This window comes from Streptomyces melanosporofaciens (genome assembly GCF_900105695.1).
Lineage (GTDB): Bacteria > Actinomycetota > Actinomycetes > Streptomycetales > Streptomycetaceae > Streptomyces > Streptomyces antimycoticus.
Window position 1 is genome coordinate 757789 of the sequence record NZ_FNST01000002.1, and the last position, 17710, is coordinate 775498.

16 protein-coding genes and 1 pseudogene are annotated in these 17710 nt (G+C 70.3%); 7 read left to right on the forward strand and 10 right to left on the reverse strand.

What is annotated here, in order from left to right; genetic code table 11:
- Nucleotides 1-7 precede the first annotated feature (7 nt).
- Nucleotides 8-790, forward strand: coding sequence for a sporulation protein (locus BLV72_RS05975; protein WP_014059729.1), 783 nt, complete (start codon nucleotides 8-10; stop codon nucleotides 788-790).
- A 9-nt stretch (nucleotides 791-799) separates the two neighbouring features.
- On the opposite strand, the gene BLV72_RS05980 is transcribed toward BLV72_RS05975, so the two are convergent.
- Both BLV72_RS05980 and BLV72_RS05985 read right to left on the reverse strand, forming a co-directional pair.
- Nucleotides 800-2245 (reverse strand): NF041680 family putative transposase, encoded by a 1446-nt coding sequence (locus BLV72_RS05980; RefSeq protein ID WP_093459809.1) that lies wholly within the window; start codon nucleotides 2243-2245, stop codon nucleotides 800-802.
- Between the two features lie 227 nt (nucleotides 2246-2472).
- Complete coding sequence (locus tag BLV72_RS05985; RefSeq protein ID WP_237298815.1) at nucleotides 2473-2799, reverse strand: barstar family protein; 327 nt, start codon at nucleotides 2797-2799, stop codon at nucleotides 2473-2475.
- Nucleotides 2800-2885: 86 nt separating this feature from the next.
- Here BLV72_RS05985 and BLV72_RS05990 point away from each other — a divergent pair, with 86 nt between their 5' ends.
- Complete coding sequence (locus tag BLV72_RS05990) at nucleotides 2886-3425, forward strand: YbhB/YbcL family Raf kinase inhibitor-like protein (protein WP_093460767.1); 540 nt, start codon at nucleotides 2886-2888, stop codon at nucleotides 3423-3425.
- A 106-nt stretch (nucleotides 3426-3531) separates the two neighbouring features.
- Nucleotides 3532-4035, forward strand: a complete 504-nt coding sequence (locus tag BLV72_RS05995; protein WP_059147123.1) for an HNH endonuclease — start codon at nucleotides 3532-3534, stop codon at nucleotides 4033-4035.
- A gap of 82 nt (nucleotides 4036-4117) precedes the next feature.
- Here BLV72_RS05995 and BLV72_RS06000 read toward each other — a convergent pair whose 3' ends face one another.
- The 3 genes and pseudogenes from BLV72_RS06000 to BLV72_RS06010 all read right to left on the reverse strand — a co-directional run bounded on the left by BLV72_RS06000 (nucleotide 4118) and on the right by BLV72_RS06010 (nucleotide 6528).
- Complete coding sequence (locus BLV72_RS06000) at nucleotides 4118-5077, reverse strand: SPFH domain-containing protein (protein WP_059147117.1); 960 nt, start codon at nucleotides 5075-5077, stop codon at nucleotides 4118-4120.
- A 152-nt stretch (nucleotides 5078-5229) separates the two neighbouring features.
- On the reverse strand, nucleotides 5230-5703 hold the full coding sequence (locus BLV72_RS06005; protein ID WP_216346158.1) for an NfeD family protein: 474 nt from the start codon (nucleotides 5701-5703) through the stop codon (nucleotides 5230-5232).
- Between the two features lie 34 nt (nucleotides 5704-5737).
- Nucleotides 5738-6528: pseudogene (locus BLV72_RS06010) on the reverse strand (ABC transporter ATP-binding protein).
- Nucleotides 6529-6638: 110 nt separating this feature from the next.
- On the opposite strand from BLV72_RS06010, the gene BLV72_RS06015 reads away from it, so the two are divergent.
- Nucleotides 6639-7442, forward strand: coding sequence for a hypothetical protein (locus BLV72_RS06015; RefSeq protein WP_093460769.1), 804 nt, complete (start codon nucleotides 6639-6641; stop codon nucleotides 7440-7442).
- A 214-nt stretch (nucleotides 7443-7656) separates the two neighbouring features.
- Here the strand turns inward: BLV72_RS06015 and BLV72_RS06020 are convergent, their stop codons facing one another.
- The 3 genes from BLV72_RS06020 to BLV72_RS06030 all read right to left on the reverse strand — a co-directional run bounded on the left by BLV72_RS06020 (nucleotide 7657) and on the right by BLV72_RS06030 (nucleotide 9835).
- Nucleotides 7657-7896: a chaplin gene (locus BLV72_RS06020; RefSeq protein ID WP_014059737.1), complete on the reverse strand. Its 240-nt coding sequence runs from the start codon at nucleotides 7894-7896 to the stop codon at nucleotides 7657-7659.
- Nucleotides 7897-8034: 138 nt separating this feature from the next.
- Nucleotides 8035-8679 (reverse strand): response regulator, encoded by a 645-nt coding sequence (locus BLV72_RS06025; protein ID WP_093460770.1) that lies wholly within the window; start codon nucleotides 8677-8679, stop codon nucleotides 8035-8037.
- The gene (locus BLV72_RS06030; RefSeq protein WP_208905557.1) at nucleotides 8672-9835 is read right to left on the reverse strand and encodes a GAF domain-containing sensor histidine kinase; all 1164 of its coding nucleotides are present in this window, start codon (nucleotides 9833-9835) and stop codon (nucleotides 8672-8674) included. Before BLV72_RS06030 ends, BLV72_RS06025 begins: the two co-directional genes overlap by 8 nt.
- Nucleotides 9836-10276: 441 nt before the next feature.
- Here BLV72_RS06030 and BLV72_RS06035 point away from each other — a divergent pair, with 441 nt between their 5' ends.
- Complete coding sequence (locus BLV72_RS06035) at nucleotides 10277-11020, forward strand: transglycosylase SLT domain-containing protein (RefSeq protein ID WP_093460772.1); 744 nt, start codon at nucleotides 10277-10279, stop codon at nucleotides 11018-11020.
- 195 nt (nucleotides 11021-11215) lie between these two features.
- Here BLV72_RS06035 and BLV72_RS06040 read toward each other — a convergent pair whose 3' ends face one another.
- Entirely contained in the window at nucleotides 11216-13894 is a 2679-nt protein-coding gene (locus BLV72_RS06040) for an FHA domain-containing protein (RefSeq protein ID WP_093460774.1), read from the reverse strand.
- A 223-nt stretch (nucleotides 13895-14117) separates the two neighbouring features.
- Between BLV72_RS06040 and BLV72_RS06045 the strand changes: the two genes are divergently transcribed.
- Nucleotides 14118-15563 carry a streptophobe family protein gene (locus tag BLV72_RS06045; protein WP_093460775.1) on the forward strand — a complete coding sequence of 482 codons (1446 nt, stop codon included), beginning with the start codon at nucleotides 14118-14120 and terminating at the stop codon, nucleotides 15561-15563.
- Between the two features lie 235 nt (nucleotides 15564-15798).
- On the forward strand, nucleotides 15799-17034 hold the full coding sequence (gene serB / locus BLV72_RS06050) for a phosphoserine phosphatase SerB (protein ID WP_093460777.1): 1236 nt from the start codon (nucleotides 15799-15801) through the stop codon (nucleotides 17032-17034).
- Between the two features lie 138 nt (nucleotides 17035-17172).
- On the opposite strand, the gene BLV72_RS06055 is transcribed toward serB, so the two are convergent.
- Nucleotides 17173-17691 carry a SixA phosphatase family protein gene (locus tag BLV72_RS06055; RefSeq protein ID WP_093460778.1) on the reverse strand — a complete coding sequence of 173 codons (519 nt, stop codon included), beginning with the start codon at nucleotides 17689-17691 and terminating at the stop codon, nucleotides 17173-17175.
- Nucleotides 17692-17710 lie beyond the last annotated feature (19 nt).

The following is a 17710-nucleotide window of genomic DNA, read 5'->3' on the forward strand; positions in this document are numbered from 1 at the left end:
GGAGAACATGGGCTTCAAGAAGCTGCTCGCGAGTCTGGGTGCCGGTGGCGCTTCGGTGGAGACGGTACTGACCGAGGAGAATGTCGTCCCGGGCGGCATTGTGCAGGGCGAGGTCCGGATCCAGGGCGGCTCGGTCGCGCAGCAGATCGAGGCGCTCTCGGTCGGCCTGCAGGCGCGGGTCGAGGTGGAGCGGGACGACCAGGAGTACAAGCAGAACGTGGAGTTCACCCGGCAGCAGCTGGGCGGCGCGTTCGAGGTGCAGCCGGGTGCGGTGCACGCGGTGCAGTTCGGCCTGGAGATCCCGTGGGAGACCCCGATCACCATGTTCCTGGGCCGGCACCTGACCGGTATGAACGTGGGGGTGACCACGGAGCTGGCGATCGCGCGCGCGGTGGACTCGGGCGATCTGGACCCGGTCAATGTGCATCCGCTCCCCGCCCAGCAGGCGATCCTGGACGCCTTCGGCTCGCTCGGCTTCCGGTTCAAGGGCGCCGACCTGGAGCAGGGGCACATCCGTGGGACCCGGCAGCGGCTGCCCTTCTACCAGGAGATCGAGTTCTACGCCCCGGAGCAGTACCGGGGGCTGAATCAGGTGGAGTTGTCCTTCGTCGCGGACGACCGCGAGATGGACGTGGTGCTGGAGATGGACAAGAAGCCGGGGCTGTTCACCGAGGGCAGTGACACCTACCGGTCGTTCACGATGAACCTGGCGACCTTCCAGGACACCGACTGGGCCGCGTATCTGAACCAGTGGCTCGCCCAGGTCGGCGGCAAGCGCAACTGGTTCTGAGCTTGGCGTTTAACGTGGGCGGGCTTGGTGTTCCTTGATCGACTCGGCGCGTTTGACTGTCTTGCCGACGTCGTGGTGCCTGGCCCGCTGTTTGTTCTTCGAGCCTGCAGGCCGCCCGGGACCTGGTCGGGACGGTTTCGGTGCGGTCGCTGGACGGGCCGTGGTCGCGTGGACGTTGCGAAACCCCCGCCGCACCCGGGCGGGGGTGAGCCGACGGGGCTCGGCCGGTCGTTCCCAGGGGCGGCGGAGGTCCTCGGCGAGGGGCCGGGCGAGGCGGAGCTGGGTGTGGGCGGCGATGATGAGCCAGGTCCACAGGTCGGCGGTGTCCGCGTGGCGGACCTTCGGGGCGGTCCAGCCGAGGGTCTGTTTCATGAGCCGGAAGGTGTGCTCGAGGTCGAATCTGCGCAGGAAGGACTGCCACCAGTGCTCCACGTCCGCCGGTGCGGCGGCGGTGGCCGAGCACCACAGCCAAACCGGTTTCGGGTCACGGTCGCCCGGCAGGCGCTCGACTTTCAGGCGGATCAACGTGCCGTGCAGGATGGGCAGTTCCTCTTTCGTGTGGTTCAGCCAGGGGCCGCGGTGGGTGAGCCGCGGGTGCATCCGGTCCCAGGCCATCGCCTCGGCCTTGCCGTAGCGGGTGGTGTCCGTGACCGTGGTGACCTCGGGTTCGTGCCAGCTGTCGGGTTTGGCGAAGGTCAGGACACCGCCGTGCCGACGCGGCCGTCCGCCCTTCGGCCCGGAGCGGGCGGGGCCGGGGTCACGGAGCATGACGCGGTCCGAGCGCAGGCGTCCGACCAGGACGACGGGCAGGTCCGCCAGGGTGTGGGAGAGGTAGGCGACGTCGTAGCCGGAGTCCATGACGATCCAGATCTCCGGATCACCCGCCTGCCACTGCTGGGCCTGGACCAACCTCTCGATGACATCGCGTAGTTGGCCGGCGGTGACGATGGTCGCGTCGTTGGCCGGCCCGAGGCGCACGGCGTCCAGCAACGCGACCCAGGAGGTCCGGCCGGTCTCCAGAGCGGCGACGAAGGAGTACGGCCAGCCCGGTACGAACTGGTCCCTGCTGCGGGCACCGCGTCCGTAGACGTGGCAGAACAGCCGGTCCTCGCTGGTCGGGGCGTCCGGGCGGAGCCAGTTGCTCACGTCCACAGCCAGCACGATCCGCCCGTCGGCCGCCCTCGGCAGCGGCAGGCCCACCAGCGCACGCCGCAACCGCGCCGGCTCCAGCCAGCCCCGGTCCAACGCCGCGTACATCGCCCCGTGTCCGCGCCGGTGCTCGACCGCCAGCGACAGTTCGACCAGCGTCTTCACCGGCCCGTCCGCACACAGCACCGCGTCCGTGAGCTCGAAGAGCGCATCCGCGCGGGCGTAAAGGCACTCGTAGAACTCGACCCGAAAGCGGGACAACACGTCGAACGCCTCGCCCGCGGGCGCGTGGACCGGGAGACTCATAACAGCGGCCGTTCTCTCGTGCTTCGTGACTCGACATCTCGAAGCGTGGAGAACGGCCGCCTCCGCTGTCCCGGGAAGAACTGCAGATCAGCAGGTCGGGTGATCTGCGAGGTTAAACGCCAAGCTGAGGTTCCCCCTCCCCCGGGCCGGACTTCCGCGCGGGGCGTGCACCGACGGCATGTCGGCGCACGCCCCGCGTCGTATGTCGGCGTGTGGCGCGTCGTGCGTCAGGGGCCGTCGTCGTAGCGCACCACCAGGGGCCGTCCCTGCGTCGCCCAGTACGCCTCCGCGTCGGCCAGGATGTCCGCCGCGATAGCGGCGGCGTCGGGGTCCGCGTCGCGGAAGGCGAGCCAGCCCTGGATGTCCAGCAGACAGCCGCTGGGCTCGCGGCCCTCGGCCCACCAGGACAGATCCGTGAGGCAGTCGGCCAGAGCGTCCCAGTTGCGCCCGTACCAGTCGGGAAAGCGCAGGTCCCGGGCGCAGCGGTCGAGGAAGCCGTCCTTGTCCGTCACGCCGTCGAGGCGCAGGTGGAGGGCGAGGGTGGGGCCGGTCATGGGCGCCATGGTGCCAGCCCGCCGTCTGGCGGTCTCGTTAGGCTGGCCGCGGAGATGATCCACCGCAACCTCAGGAGGTTCTCGACGTGTCCGAGCAGAACCGGCCGCCGCTCCCCCATGACTTCCATCCGCCGGTGCCGTCGTTCACGGTGGTGAGCGACGATGTGCAACCGGGCGGCACGCTCAAGTCCGCCCAGGTGCAGGCGGCGGGGAACACCTCTCCGCAGCTGCGCTGGGAGGGATTCCCGAAGGGTACGAAGAGCTTCGCCGTCACCTGCTTCGACCCGGACGCCCCGACCGGCAGTGGTTTCTGGCACTGGGTGTTGTTCGACATCCCGGCCACGGTCACCGAGCTTCCGGTGGGTGCGGGCAGCGGCGGCTTCACGGGCCTGCCCGAGGGTGCCGTGCAGGCGCGCAACGACTACGGGACCCGTGATTTCGGCGGGGCCGCGCCGCCGCCCGGGGACGGTCCGCACCGCTATGTGTTCACCGTGTACGCGGTGGACGCGGAGAAGCTGGGCCCGGACGCGGACGCCTCGCCCGCGGTGGTCGGCTTCAATCTGCGGTTCCACACGCTGGGGCGTGCCCAGTTGATCGCGGAGTACGAGGTGCCGGCCGCGGGCTGACGCGGCGAAATTGCGTTGTTCTCGGCCAGGCTCCCGGCCAGAGTTGATCCCGGTCCCGCCCATTTCGGGCGCGGGGCCGGGACACCGGGATGCGGGGGTGGTCGGGATGCGCGAGACGCTGGTTCTGAACGCGAGCTTCGAGCCGCTGGCGACGGTGACGCTGCGGCGCGCCGTGGTGCTGGTCCTCCAGGACAAGGCCGTCGTCGAACACGCCCACCCGGGGCTGCGGGTGCGGGCCGCGGACATCGATCTGCCACTGCCACGGGTGATCCGGCTGTGCCGCTATGTGCGGGTGCCGTTCCGAAGACGTGCCCCGTGGTCGCGGCGCGGGGTGCTGGTCCGGGACCAGCACCGGTGCGGGTACTGCGGCCGCCGGGCGACGACCGTGGACCATGTGGTGCCGCGGTCGCGCGGGGGCGGGGACACCTGGCTGAATACGGTGGCCTCCTGTGCGGAGGACAATCACCGTAAGGCGGACCGGACTCCGGAGCAGGCGGGGATGCGGCTGCTCAAGGCGCCGTTCGAGCCGACGCCCTCGGATGCGCTGCTGCTGGCCCTGGGGGCGGCGGAGCGGGACGCTCTGCCGGAGTGGCTGGCGCTTCCTGCCTGACCCCGGGTTCGTCCCGCAGGGGCCCGGCAGGGAGCACCGGCGGGCCGTCCCAGGCGCCGGAGGGCCCGTCCGCCGCTGTCCGTCAGTCGATCGTGGGCTGTTCGCGGCGCGGGGCGGGCTCCTTACCGGTGGCGGCGGGGGTGCCGCCGCCGTTTCCGCCGCCGGTCAGCGGGCCGAAGTTGCCCATGGCCCCGCCGAGGCCCTTGAGGGCGTCGCCGATCTCGCTGGGCACGATCCAGAGCTTGTTGGCGTCACCCTCGGCGATCTTCGGCAGCATCTGGAGGTACTGGTACGAGAGCAGCTTCTGGTCCGGGTCTCCGGCGTGGATGGACTCGAAGACCGTACGGATCGCCTGGGCCTCGCCCTCGGCGCGCAGCGCGGCGGCCTTGGACTCACCCTCGGCCCGCAGGATCGCGGACTGCTTCTCACCCTCGGCGCGCAGGATCTCGGACTGCCGGACACCTTCGGCCTGGAGGATCGCGGCGCGCTTGTCACGGTCGGCGCGCATCTGCTTCTCCATCGAGTCCTGGATGGAGGTGGGCGGCTCGATGGCCTTGAGCTCGACGCGGTTGACGCGGATGCCCCACTTGCCGGTGGCCTCGTCGAGGACGCCGCGCAGCGCGGCGTTGATCTCCTCGCGGGAGGTCAGGGTGCGCTCGAGGTCCATGCCACCGATGATGTTCCGCAGGGTGGTGACGGTGAGCTGCTCGATCGCCTGGATGTAGCTGGCGACTTCGTAGGTGGCGGCGCGGGCGTCGGTCACCTGGTAGTAGATGACGGTGTCGATGTTCACGACCAGGTTGTCCTGGGTGATCACCGGCTGCGGGGGGAAGGGCACGACCTGTTCACGGAGGTCGACGCGGTTGCGGATCGAGTCGATGAACGGGACGACGATGTTGAGGCCCGCGTTGAGGGTGCGGGTGTAGCGCCCGAAGCGCTCCACGATGGCGGCACTGGCCTGTGGGATGACCTGGATCGTCTTGATCAGTGCGATGAACACCAGCACCACGAGGATGATCAGGACGATGATGATCGGTTCCACAGCGGCTCCCCGTGCCCTTCATGCGGTGATTCGGATGGTCGGGATGATCAGGTCTGGCGGTTCCCGAGGGTGGAGTCTGTCAGATCCATGGTCGACTCCGCAGCTCAACCGGGGCGCCCTCAACTCTTGGTAGGACACTCCCGGTACGGCGTCTACATGACGACGGCCGTCGCACCGTCGATCTCCACCACGTCGACCTGCTGCCCGGGTTCGTACGCCTGGCCGGGGTCGAGCGAGCGCGCGGACCACACTTCGCCCGCGAGTTTGATGCGGCCGCCGCCGCTGTCGTCGACGCGTGCCAGGACGACGGCCTGACGTCCCTTCAGCGCCTCGATGCCGCTGCGCAGCTCGGGTTGCTGACGGCGGCTGCGGACCGCCATCGGGCGTACGACCGCGACCAGCGCGACCGAGACGGCGCAGAAGACGACGACCTGGAGCACGATGCCGCCGCCGAGCGCGTCGGTGATGGCACCGGCTACGGCACCGACGGCGACCATCCCGAATTCGGGCATCGCGGTCAGTACGAGCGGGATACCCAGTCCTACGGCGGCGATCAGCCACCACACCCATGGATCCACATGGTCATGGTAGTTGTCGCCGGTCCCCGGGGACAGTGCGCGGATCACCTGCCGGTGGCACGGCGGGCGCAGGGGGCGGACATCAGGCCAGCGGCAGGCCCTGGGCGGTCCAGCGCTCGCCGTAGCGCTCGACGACCAGCGGGAGTCCGAAGCAGCGGGAGAGGTTACGGGAGGTCAGTTCGGTCTCGACCGGGCCGGCGGTGAGCACCTTGCCCTGGCGGATCATCAGAACATGGGTGAAGCCGGGGGGATTTCCTCGACATGATGTGTCACCATGATCATCGACGGGGCGAGCGGGTCGCGGGCGAGCCGTCCGAGGCGGCGGACGAGGTCCTCACGGCCGCCGAGGTCGAGTCCGGCCGCGGGCTCGTCGAGGAGCAGCAACTCGGGGTCGGTCATCATGGCGCGGGCGATGAGCGTGCGCTTGCGCTCGCCCTCGGAGAGGGTGCCGAACTTCCGGTCGAGGTAGTCGTTCATGCCGAGGCGGTCGAGGAAGGCGCGGGCGCGGGTCTCGTCGACCGTGTCGTAGTCCTCCTGCCAGTGGGCGGTCATGCCGTACGCGGCGGTGAGGACGGTCTGCAGGACGGTCTGGCTGCGCGGCAGCTTCTCGGCCATGGCGATGCCCGCCATGCCGATGCGCGGGCGCAGTTCGAAGACGTCGACGCGGCCGAGTTGCTCGCCGAGGATCCGGGCGTTTCCGGCGCTCGGGTAGAGGTAGCTCGAGGCGAGGTTGAGGAGGGTGGTCTTACCGGCACCGTTGGGGCCGAGGATGACCCAGCGCTCGCCTTCTTTGATCGACCAGGAGACCTCGTCCACCAGAGCCCGCCCATCGCGGACCACCGATACGTCCAGCAGCTCCAGAACCTCGCTCATGAGCGCGTTGTCTCCCATTGCAGTCTCGAGTCGTGCGTGCGCCTGTGGGCGCAGCCCCCTGAGGAAAACCTACGCCACACGTTGTCGGTGCCAGTCCTTAGGCTGGTGCCATGCTCGATGAACCACGTTCAGGGCGCCTCGCAGCTTGGGGAAATGCCCTTATCGCCGGACTTGTCTCCCCGGACGAGGCGGCGCATCGCATCGCGGATGAGGACGCGTCGCACCGGGTGGCCGGGCTTCCGGGGGAGTCCGGGCCGGTAGGGCTCACGCTGGCGCTGGGGCGGCTGCGGGCGCTCGGGGCCAAGGGGCTGCGGGTGGCGCTGCCCATAGCGGGGCATCCCCTGGGGCTGAGCGGTCCGCCGGAGTTCAACGCCCATGCGCTCGACGCGGGTGAGGCGGTGATCGCGACGGGCGCGGCGCTCGGCCTGGTGCCGGAGGTGTCGGCGGCCGGGCCCGAGGGCGATCAGCACATCGAGGTGGTGTGGCGGTGTCAGAGCGTGCGGGAGGCGCCGCCGGCCGATGTGCCGACGCTGAGCGAGGCCGAGCGGGAGCTGGCCGAGGCGCTGCGGGAGGCCACGGAGGTGCTCTCGCGGCTGAACGTGGCCGGATCGGGCCCGGTGGCAGAGGCGGCCCTGGAGGCGTATCGGGCGCGGGCCGAGCGGGGGCGCGAGGTGCTGGCCCCGGGCTATCCGCCGCGGGCCATCCGGGTGCTGGAGCTGGCGCAGCGGGTGGGTGCGCTGGTGGACATCGCCTATAGGGCGGGCGGGGACGGCCGGGAGCACGGCGGCGCGGTGAGTGCGTCGGAGATCACAGCGCGGGCCGAGGCGCTGCGGCCGGTGGAGCGCACCTCGCGGCGGGCGCAGGTGGCGGCGTACAACGCGTATGTGGAGGAGCGGGAGCGGGGCGGCCTCTGAGCTTCCCCGGGGAGGGCTCCGACTTCCCCAGGAAGGTCTCTGAGCTTCCCCGGGGAGGGCTCTCGCGTTCCCAGGGAGGTTTCTGACGCTGCCCGGAGGGCCTCTGCGCTTCCCCGGCGGTCTCTGGCTTTGCCGGGATGTCATGGGGCCGGCCCCGGAGGCGGGTGCCTTCGGGGCCGGTCGGTGGTGCGTCGTGTATGCGCGAGGGTGGCGGTCAGCCGCCGCAGGGGGTGCCGAGCGCCGGGTTCATGGACCCGATGACCGAGACGGTGTTGCCGCAGAAGTTCACGGGCACGTGGATGGGCGCCTGAATGTTGTTGCCGGAGACGACACCCGGGGACATCGTGGCCCCACCGTCGGCCCAGGGGCCCTGGGCGGTGGCGACACCGGCACCGGCGACGGCGAGTCCGCCGGCCGTGATGGTGATGGCAGCGAACCTCTTGATGTTCTTCACTTGGCAAGACCCTTCATTCATCAGCGCGTCACCGCGGCGGTCCGCCGCGGTACGCCGTGAAAAACGGCCCGGCTGATGGCGAGTTGCGCTGTTCGAGTGACAGCCACCCGTTGGTGTGATTTCACGGAGAAACGCTGTTCATGCCCCAATCCCGTGCCGTACGGCCCAGAGCGCGGCCTGGGTGCGGTCGGCGAGGTCCAATTTCATAAGAATGTTGGACACATGGGTCTTCACAGTCTTTTCGGACAGTACCAGCGCTCGGGCGATCTCCCGGTTGGACCGGCCGTCCGCGATCAGCGCGAGCACCTCGCGCTCCCGCTCGGTGAGTGAGCCGCCGCGCCCCTGGCCGCCGCCCTCGTCCTGGGAGAGCAGCGCGAGGGCCACCTCGGGCTGGAGCAGCACATGCCCGGAGTGGACGGACCGGATGGCGCGGGCGAGCGCCTCGGGGTCCACGTCCTTGTAGACATAGCCCGCGGCGCCCGCGCGCAGGGCGGGGACCACGGTGCGCTTCTCGGTGAAGCTGGTCACGATCAGCACCCGGGCGGGGTTGTCGAGGTCGCGCAGGGTGCGCAGCGCCTCGATGCCGTCGAGGCCGGGCATCTTCACGTCCATGAGGACGACGTCGGGGCGCAGCTCCTCGGCGCGGGCGACGCCCTCCTCGCCGTCCGATGCCTCGCCGACCACCTCGATGTCGTCCTGGACCTGGAGAAAGGTCCGCAGGCCGCGCCGGACCACCTGGTGGTCGTCGACGAGCAGCACCCGAATCCGTCCGGGGTCAGCCACCGGGCACCTCCATCTCGATCACGGTGCCCTTGCCGGGCGCCGACTCCACGGTCAGACGGCCACCGACACCGCCGGCCCGGTCCCGCATCGACACCAGCCCGAGGTGGCGCCCGGCGCGCCGCACGGCCGAGGGGTCGAATCCCGTCCCGTCGTCGGCGACGCGGAGCCGGGCGCCCTGGCCGTGCCGGGTGAGGGTGACGTCGACCTGCCGCGCGTCGGCGTGGCGCAGCGCGTTGTGCAGGGCCTCCTGGGCCACCCGCAGCACCGCCCCCTCCTGGGCGGCGGGCAGCGCCCGCACGCCGTGACAGGCGAAGGTGACCTGGGCGGAGTGGGCCCGGTCGAGCACCTGCACCTGCGTCCTCAGGGTCGCCACGAGGCCGTCCTCGTCGAGGGCGGCGGGGCGCAGTTCCACGACGGCGGAGCGCAGCTCGTCGGTGGCCTCGGCGGCGAGGAGGGCGATCTGCTGGAGCTCGTCCTTGGCGCGGTCGGGGTCGCGGTCCACCAGGGCCGTGGCCGCCTGGGCGGTCAGCCGCAGCGAGAAGAGCTTCTGGGAGACCGCGTCGTGCAGCTCATGGGCGAGCCTGGCCCGCTCCCCGGCGATGGTGAGCTCGCGGCTGCGCTCGTAGAGGCGGGCGTTGGTCAGGGCGATGGCGGCGTGCTGGGCCAGGATGGACAGCAGCTCCTCGTCCTCGGCGGTGAAACCGCAGCCGCCCTCGGGCTTGGGGCATCGTTTGTTGGCGAGGAATACCGCGCCGAGAACTTCGTCGCCATCGGCAATGGGAAGACCCAAGAAATCCGACATTTCCGGATGAGCCGATGGCCATCCCTCAAAACGGACATCGCGCCGCACATCGGCGAGCCGCTGTGGGGTGGCGTCCTTGAGCATGGCAGCGAGAATGCCGTGCTGTCGAGGCAGCGGCCCGATGGCCTTCCACTGCTCGTCGCTCACCCCATCTACTACGAACTGGGCGAAACCTCCGTGATCATCGGAGACCCCCAGAGCGGCATACTCCGCATCGAGCAGCTCACGGGCGGACACAACGATGGTCTTTAGGACATCACGGACTTCCAGATGTCGGCTCATGGCGAGCAGCGCACCGCTCACCCGACTCAGCCCGGCCCCGGGTCCACCGCCCCGTCCTTTCGTCATGGCCATTACCGTACCTACCCGCCATCCGGCGGGTATATCGGCCGGTCGGCGGCCACCTGATAAGACCTGAGCCCTAGGTCGAACGGCGCACACAGGACCCCCAAAGGGGCTGTTGCAGGGGTGGAAAAAACAAACACCCTGAGCATTTGCGTGGGCACAGCGCGCAATATGAGAAGCTCCGCGATGTGAGCCCGGACACACGACCTAAATCACTTACGAACGTGCTTAGTGGACGTTTCATAGGCGACTGAGCGGGGATGACGGCCGTTCGCGTGGGCATGAGCGGCCTACTTATCCACTAAGCAGCATCGTATGTCACGCCTTTGCGACAGCTTTTTGCGGCAGCTAAGAATTTCCCCCAGTCGCACGGCGCCGTAGATCCAGGAACGGCGCTCTGCGCGCCGATTTGGCCTGCGACTCAAGCGATTGGAAGAGGTCTACTCCGCCATGCCCCTGCCCAACATCCCCGGCTACGCCCGTCTCAACAAGACGCACAAGTACTCCGCCGCCGGAATCGCTGCCGCCGGTGCGGCCGCCATAGCCTTCGCAGTCGTCCCCGGTGGCGACGCGGACGCCAAGACGACGGCCCAGGACCTGCCGAACAAGCCCGTCGCCCTCACGTCCCAGAAGGCCGACGCCCAGGCCCACCACGAGGCCCTGGTGAAGCAGTCCGCGCTCGCCGACAAGCAGGCCGAGCAAGAGGCCGCCGCGAAGAAGGCCGCGGCGGAGGCCGCGAAGAAGAAGGCGGCGGAAGAGGCCGCCGCGAAGAAGGCCGCCGAGGCCAAGGCCGCCAAGGAGCGCGCCGTCAAGCAGGCCGCGAGCCGCTCCGCCGCGCGCATCGAGACGGTCGCCGCCGAGAAGAAGACCTACCCGGACAACCTCGACGGCTGGATCCGGGAGTCCCTCGACATCATGAAGAAGAAGGGCATCCCCGGTACCTACGAGGGCATTCACCGCAACATCATCCGGGAGTCCGGCGGCGACCCGCGCGCCATCAACAACTGGGACATCAACGCCCAGAACGGCGTGCCCTCCAAGGGCCTGCTCCAGGTGATAGCCCCGACGTTCAAGGCGTACCACGTCGAGGGCACCGCCTGGGACGCCTACGACCCGGTCGCGAACATCACCGCGGCCTGCAACTACGCGGCCGACCGGTACGGCTCGATGGACAACGTGAACGGCCCGTACTGAGCCTGAACGGCCCGTCCAGAACCCGGCGTTGCGACGCCGAAGGGCGACGGCACCCCCTGTGTGCGAGGGGTGCCGTCGCCCTTGTGCGTGACAGTGACGGCGGCTGCTTGCGCCTGACCACCGGGGGCCGCGGCTGCTTGCGCCCGACCACCGGGGGCCTACGGCTACTTGCGCATGACCACCGGGGGCCTACGGCTACTTGCGCATGACCTCCGGCTCATGGCGGCGCAGCAGCCGCGCGACCACGAAGCCGCAGGCGATGCCGAGGGCGATCAGCACGATGATGTCGATGCCCCACTGGGTCGTGGTGTGCTCCCACAGCGGGTCGGTGTCCAGGGGCTTCTTGCTGTCCCACGGCGCCATCATGTGGCCGACGCCCGGGCCCAGGTCCAGCGTGGCACCGGCCGCGCCGACCGCCCAGCGGGACGGCATCAGCCAGGCGAACTGCTCCACACCGAACGATCCGTAGATCTTGAACAGCACGCCGGTGAAGACGACCTGGACGATCGCGAACATGACCAGCAGCGGCATGGTCTTCTCGGCGGTCTTCACCAGGGACGAGATGACCAGGCCGACCATCATCGAGGTGAAGCCGATCGCGATGACGGCCAGGCAGAGCTCGGCGGCCGGCGGCATCAGCAGGCCCTCCGCGGGCAGCTTGCGCGTCGAGAGCCCGATGGCCGAGATGATGACGCCCTGGCAGGCGGTGATCACACCCAGCACGATCACCTTGGACATCAGATACGCGGAGCGGGACAGGCCGACTGCCCGTTCCCGTTCGTAGATGACCCGTTCCTTGATCAATTCTCGTACGGAATTGGCCGCGCCGGTGAAGCACATACCGACCACGAGAATCAGCAGAACCGTCCCGGCGGCCTGGTTGAAACTGCCCTTCGGGGCCAGCTGAAGGCCGAACTTCGCCGGGATGACAACGCTCACCGAGCCCAGCACGGCGGGCAGGATCACCATCAGTCCCATGAAGCCCTTGTCGGAGCCGATCACCGACAGATAGCGGCGGATCAGCGTCCACAGCTGCGAGCCCCAGCTCTGTGGCTTCTGCATCCGGGTCGGCGGCGCCTGGACATGGACGGACTGGGGGGCGACGGAGTCGAGGTCCGCCGCGTACATCTGGTAGTGCTGCGAACCGCGCCAGCGGCCCGCCCAGTCGTAGTCGCGGTAGTTCTCGAACGACGAGAAGACATCCGCCCAGCTGTCGTAGCCGAAGAAGTTGAGCGCCTCGTCCGGCGGGCCGAAGTAGGCCACCGAGCCGCCCGGCGCCATCACCAGGAGCTTGTCGCACAGCGCCAGCTCGGCGACCGAGTGGGTGACCACCAGCACGGTGCGGCCGTCGTCGGCGAGACCGCGCAGCAGCTGCATGACATCGCGGTCCATGCCCGGGTCGAGACCGGAGGTCGGCTCGTCCAGGAAGATCAGCGACGGCTTGGTGAGCAGCTCCAGCGCAACGGAGACCCGCTTGCGCTGACCGCCGGAGAGGGCGGTGACCTTCTTCTCCCGGTGGATGTCCAGCTTGAGCTCGCGCAGCACCTCGTCGATCCGGGCCTCGCGCTCGGCCTCGGCGGTGTCACCGGGGAAGCGGAGCTTGGCGGCGTAGCGCAGGGCCTTCTGGACGGTCAGCTCCTTGTGCAGGATGTCGTCCTGGGGCACCAGACCGATGCGCTGGCGCAGCTCGGCGAACTGCTTGTAGAGGTTCCGGTTGTCGTAGAGGACATCGCCCTGGTTGGCCGGGCGGTAGCCGGTGAGCGCCTTCAGCAGCGTGGACTTACCGGAGCCGGACGGGCCGATGACCGCGACCAGGGACTTCTCCGGGACGCCGAAGGAGACGTCCTTGAGGATCTGCTTGCCGCCGTCGACCGTCACCGTCAGATGGCGGGCCGAGAAGGAGACCTCACCGGTGTCGACGAACTCCTCGAGGCGGTCGCCGACCAGCCGGAAGGTGGAGTGACCGACGCCGACGGTGTCGGTGGGGCCGATGATCTGCTGCCGGACCGGCTGACCGTTGACATAGGTGCCGTTGTGGCTGCCGAGGTCACGTATCTCGAAGCGGCCGTCGGGCAGCGCCCGGAACTCGGCGTGGTGGCGCGAGACCTGCAGATCGGAGACGACCAGCTCGTTCTCCAGCGCACGACCGATGCGCATCACCCGGCCGGCGGCCAGCTGATGGAAGGTGGTCGGGCTGCGGTCGCCCTGGGCGGGCGCGCCGCCGACCGGGCCGGAGGGGCCGGTGCCGGGAACGTTCTGCGCGAGGTTGTTCTGCGGGGCCTGGGGCTGCTGCTGCGGAGGCTGGGGTGCCTGCTGGTGCTGCGGCTGCTGATGGGGCGCCTGCTGCTGCGGGATGAACGGCTGCTGCTGGTGCGGGGCCTGGGGCTGCGGCCAGCCTTGAGGCTGCGGCGCACCCTGCTGCGGCCCGCCCTGTGGCGCACCCTGCTGCGGCCAGCCGGGACCGGGCTGCGGCTGCTGCGGCTGCTGCTGGGCGGGGGGCTGCTGGGCCTGCTGGGGCATGCCCATCGCCGCCTGCTGGCCGTACGCGCCCGCGGCGCCCATCGAGGCCCCGCCGCCGGAGACGCTGAGCCGAGGGCCATCGGTGGCATTGCCGAGATGGACGGCCGAACCAGGGCCGATTTCCACCTGTTGGATTCTCCGGCCCTGCACATAGGTGCCGTTGGTGGAGCCCTGATCCTCGATGACCCAACTGCGCCCACCCCAGCGCACCGTGGCATGCCGCCAGGAGACCCTGGCGTCGTCCAGCACCATGTCGCCCTGTGGGTCACGCCCCAGGCTGTACGACCTGGACGGATCAAGTGTCCAGGTCTGTCCGTTCAATTCCAGTACGAGTTCCGGCACTCCATGCCCCACTAGTTGTCCCCGAGTTACCCCCCTGACAGAGGGAGTCTAGGGATGGCGAACATCCTGAGGAACTATTTCAGGCTCAGTCCCTTCACCGGAAGTCGGGCTTTGACAAGACCGCAACTCGGGCGTCATTGAGTCATCCGAAAGGCCCTCGGAAAGTGGTAAGCACTGATGGATAGTGCGGATCATGGTGAATCCGGGCAACTCGCGACGATCGGGAGTCGGCGATATGAGCGCGAGCGGTGGCGGACGAGTGCCCTGGGGGTCCGCGCTGCTCGCCGCGATCGCGACGGTGAGCTGGGCGTTTCTGGCCATGGTGGGGATCGCCGCGCTCGGCCTGCATCTGATCGGCGCCGACCGTGCGGGGGCGCTCGGGCCGATGACCGCCGCGGCGACGGTGCTGGCGGTCGGCGGTTCCGTCACCCCGTCCGGGGATGTGGGCGTCTTCGGGCTGAAGGGCGCCCAGGCCCGCGCCGCCATCGATATCGCGCCACTCGGGGTGAGCCTGGTCGGTGCGCTGCTGCTGGGGTGGCTGTTCGTACGGTCGCTGCGGGCCGCGGGGGCGGTGATCGGCCGGGCCGAACTCGCCGTGCGCGCGGGCCCCGTGGCCCTGCTCTTCCTGCTGCTGCTCGCCGGGCTGACCTGGGTGGGCAACGATACGGTCACGATCGACGGCGCCACGCTCGCCCTGCCCGGCCTCGGCAGACAGCGCACCGAGCACGATTTGCTCAGCCGGCTCCCCGAGCAGCTCGGCGATATCGCGGACATCGGCGCCGGGCTGCTGCCGGACCGGCTGGCCGAGCTCGTCGACGCCAAGGCGTCCGTCGGCTTCACCGTGGCGGCCGGCCGCTCGCTGCTGGGCGGCGCGGTGTGGGTCGTCGCCGTCCTGCTGCTCGCGCTGCTTGCCTCGCGCCGTACCCCGCTGCCGCCCGGCGGGCAGGCGCTGCACCGCACGGTCCGGCCGGCGGTGTCCGCGCTGTGCGGGGTGCTGGTGCTGGCGGTCGGCGCGGGTCTGGTGGCCGGGATCTACGCGGCGGTCGGGGACGACCATCCGGGGCTGGTGCTCGGGTCGGCGCTGCTCGGCGCCCCCAACGGGGTGTGGATCGGCGTACCGCTGGGGCTGTTCGTGCCCTGGTACGGCAGGGCGAGCGGTGCGCTGCGGCAGGTGCTGCCCGATCCCGTGGACGATCTGCTCGCCGGGCCGGGCGGGGAGCCGCTCACGGTGGGGCGGCTGGCCGAGTTCGACGGCCGGGTCTGGCTTCTGGTGGTCGCGAGTGTGCTGCTGATGCTCGCCGCCGGGGTGCTCACCGCGGCCCGTACGCCCATGGGGAGCGCCCGGCCGTTCGCCTTCGCGGGGTGGTGTGCGCTGCGGCTGGGCGTGGTGACCGCGCTCGCGCTGCCGCTGCTGGTGTGGCTGACCCGGGTCTCGGCGGGGGCGAGCCTGTCCGTGCTCGGCTTCGACGCCTTCGGGGCGGGGATCGAGCTGTACGGAAACGCTCCGCCGGCGTGTGCGCTGGGCGCGGGGTGGGGCGCCGCGGCGGGGGCGGCCGGGGCCCTCGCGGCATGGGCCACGGGCGCGGCGGGCCGCCGGGCCGCGGCGCTCGCGCGGCGGGACGACGGGGCGGTCGTCGGGCGGCGGGACGACGAGGAGGACGGAGGCGGGGGTCATGGCTAGGGCGAAGGGCGCGAGGGAGGCGCGGAGCGCGGAGGCGGGGGCGAAGGGCGCGAGGGAGGCGCGGAGCGCGGCGAGGAGGGCGAAGGGCGCGACGGCGGACGTGGCGCATGAAGCCGCCGATCATGCGAGGGGTGACGCCGCGGCGACCGGGACATAAACGTTCCGCCTCAGGCGGCCGTCCACGGTGCGGGCTGCCGCGCGCGCCGCGGGAAGGGCCGGATACGGTGGGAAGACCATGAGCACATCGCGGATCCCCCCTGTCACCGCCGTCCCGGACGACGACGATGCCCCCACCCTCCTTGTCAAGATCTTCGGCAAGGACCGCCCCGGTATCACCGCCGGGCTCTGCGACACCCTCGCCGCCTACGGCGTGCACATAGTGGACATAGAGCAGGTCGTCACCCGGGGCCGCATCGTGCTGTGCGTCCTGGTCACGGCCCCGAAAGCCGACGGCGCCGAGGGCGATCTGCGGGCCACCGTGCACAGCTGGGCGGAGTCGATGCGGCTCCAGGCCGAGATCATTTCCGGCCGGGGCGACAACCGGCCGCGTGGCACCGGCCGGTCGCATGTGACCGTGCTGGGGAATCCGCTGACCGCCGAGTCGACCGCCGCCATCGCCTCCCGGATCACCGGCACCGGGGGCAACATCGACCGGATCTTCCGGCTGGCGAAGTATCCGGTGACGGCCGTGGAGTTCGAGGTGTCCGGCGCCGAGACGGAGCCGCTGCGCACCGCGCTGGCCATCGAGGCCGCCGACATCGGCGTCGATGTGGCCGTGGTGTCGTCGGGGCTGCAGCGCCGGGCGCAGCGCCTGGTGGTCATGGACGTGGACTCCACCCTGATCCAGGACGAGGTGATCGAGCTCTTCGCCGCCCATGCGGGCTGTGAGGCCGAGGTCGCCGAGGTCACGGCGCGGGCGATGCGCGGTGAGCTGGACTTCGAGCAGTCGCTGCACGCGCGGGTCGCGCTGCTGGCGGGGATCGACGAGTCCGTGGTGGAGAAGGTGCGCGCCGAGGTCCGGCTCACGCCCGGCGCCCGTACGCTGATCCGCACCCTGAAGCGTCTCGGCTATCAGGTGGGCGTGGTCTCCGGTGGCTTTACGCAGGTCACCGACGATCTCAAGGAGCGGCTGGGGCTGGACTTCGCCTCCGCCAACACCCTGGAGGTCGTGGACGGCAAGCTGACCGGCCGGGTGGTCGGCGAGGTGGTGGACCGGGCGGGCAAGGCCCGGCTGCTGCGGCGCTTCGCGGCCGAGGCCGGGGTGCCGCTGGTGCAGACCGTCGCGATCGGCGACGGGGCCAACGACCTGGACATGCTGAACGCGGCCGGGCTGGGCGTCGCCTTCAACGCCAAGCCGGTGGTCCGGGAGGCCGCGCACACCGCCGTGAACGTGCCGTTCCTCGACACGGTGCTGTATCTGCTGGGCGTGACCCGCGAAGAGGTCGAGGCGGCGGACGCGCACGTGGACTGACGGACCCAGGGCTGACGGATCCCGGCCCGGAACGCGCACCGGCCCCCACTCCCCGTACGACGGCGGGGCGGGGGCCGGTGCGCTGCGATCACACCCGGGAGATCACCGGGGAATCCCAGGAATCCCGGGAATCGGCAATCACTCGTGGGGCGCCCAGAAGCTGGCGAGGCGCCCGCAGCCGATCTCGACCGACTTCCACGAGCCGTTGAAGGTCACGACGGCGAACGCGGAGGTGGGGAAGGCACCACGCTCCATCCACTCCCTGGCGCCCTCGTCGGCCTCGCCCGCCAATGCGTCGGCGAGGCCGTGCATCCCGGGGTTGTGGCCGACGACCAGCAGATCGGTGACATCGTCCGCGGTCTCATTGATCACCTCGATGAGCTGACCGACCGGGGCGTCGTACAACCGCTCCTCGTAGACGGTCTTGGGGCGGTGCGGCAACTCGTGGACCACCAGCTTCCAGGTCTCACGGGTGCGCAGCGCGGTGGAGCAGAGGGTGAGTTCGGGGGTGAGACCGGCCTCCGCGATCCGGCGCCCGGCGAGCGGGGCGTCATTGCGGCCGCGGTCCGCGAGCGGACGCTCATGGTCGGCCACCTGGGGCCAATCGGCCTTGGCGTGTCGAAGGAGGACAATCCTGCGGGGCACATCGACGCTCATGCGTCCCAGCTTCGCATGA

Excerpts from the sequence above, each read along its gene's own strand:
- BLV72_RS05975 (WP_014059729.1), top strand. The coding sequence starts at position 8 with ATGGGCTTCAAGAAGCTGCTCGCGAGTCTGGGTGCCGGTGGCGCTTCG.
- BLV72_RS05980 (WP_093459809.1), bottom strand. The coding sequence starts at position 2,245 with ATGAGTCTCCCGGTCCACGCGCCCGCGGGCGAGGCGTTCGACGTGTTG.
- BLV72_RS05985 (WP_237298815.1), bottom strand. The coding sequence starts at position 2,799 with ATGACCGGCCCCACCCTCGCCCTCCACCTGCGCCTCGACGGCGTGACG.
- BLV72_RS05995 (WP_059147123.1), top strand. The coding sequence starts at position 3,532 with ATGCGCGAGACGCTGGTTCTGAACGCGAGCTTCGAGCCGCTGGCGACG.
- BLV72_RS06015 (WP_093460769.1), top strand. The coding sequence starts at position 6,639 with ATGCTCGATGAACCACGTTCAGGGCGCCTCGCAGCTTGGGGAAATGCC.
- BLV72_RS06030 (WP_208905557.1), bottom strand. The coding sequence starts at position 9,835 with ATGGCCATGACGAAAGGACGGGGCGGTGGACCCGGGGCCGGGCTGAGT.
- BLV72_RS06035 (WP_093460772.1), top strand. The coding sequence starts at position 10,277 with ATGCCCCTGCCCAACATCCCCGGCTACGCCCGTCTCAACAAGACGCAC.
- BLV72_RS06045 (WP_093460775.1), top strand. The coding sequence starts at position 14,118 with ATGAGCGCGAGCGGTGGCGGACGAGTGCCCTGGGGGTCCGCGCTGCTC.
- serB (WP_093460777.1), top strand. The coding sequence starts at position 15,799 with ATGAGCACATCGCGGATCCCCCCTGTCACCGCCGTCCCGGACGACGAC.
- BLV72_RS06055 (WP_093460778.1), bottom strand. The coding sequence starts at position 17,691 with ATGAGCGTCGATGTGCCCCGCAGGATTGTCCTCCTTCGACACGCCAAG.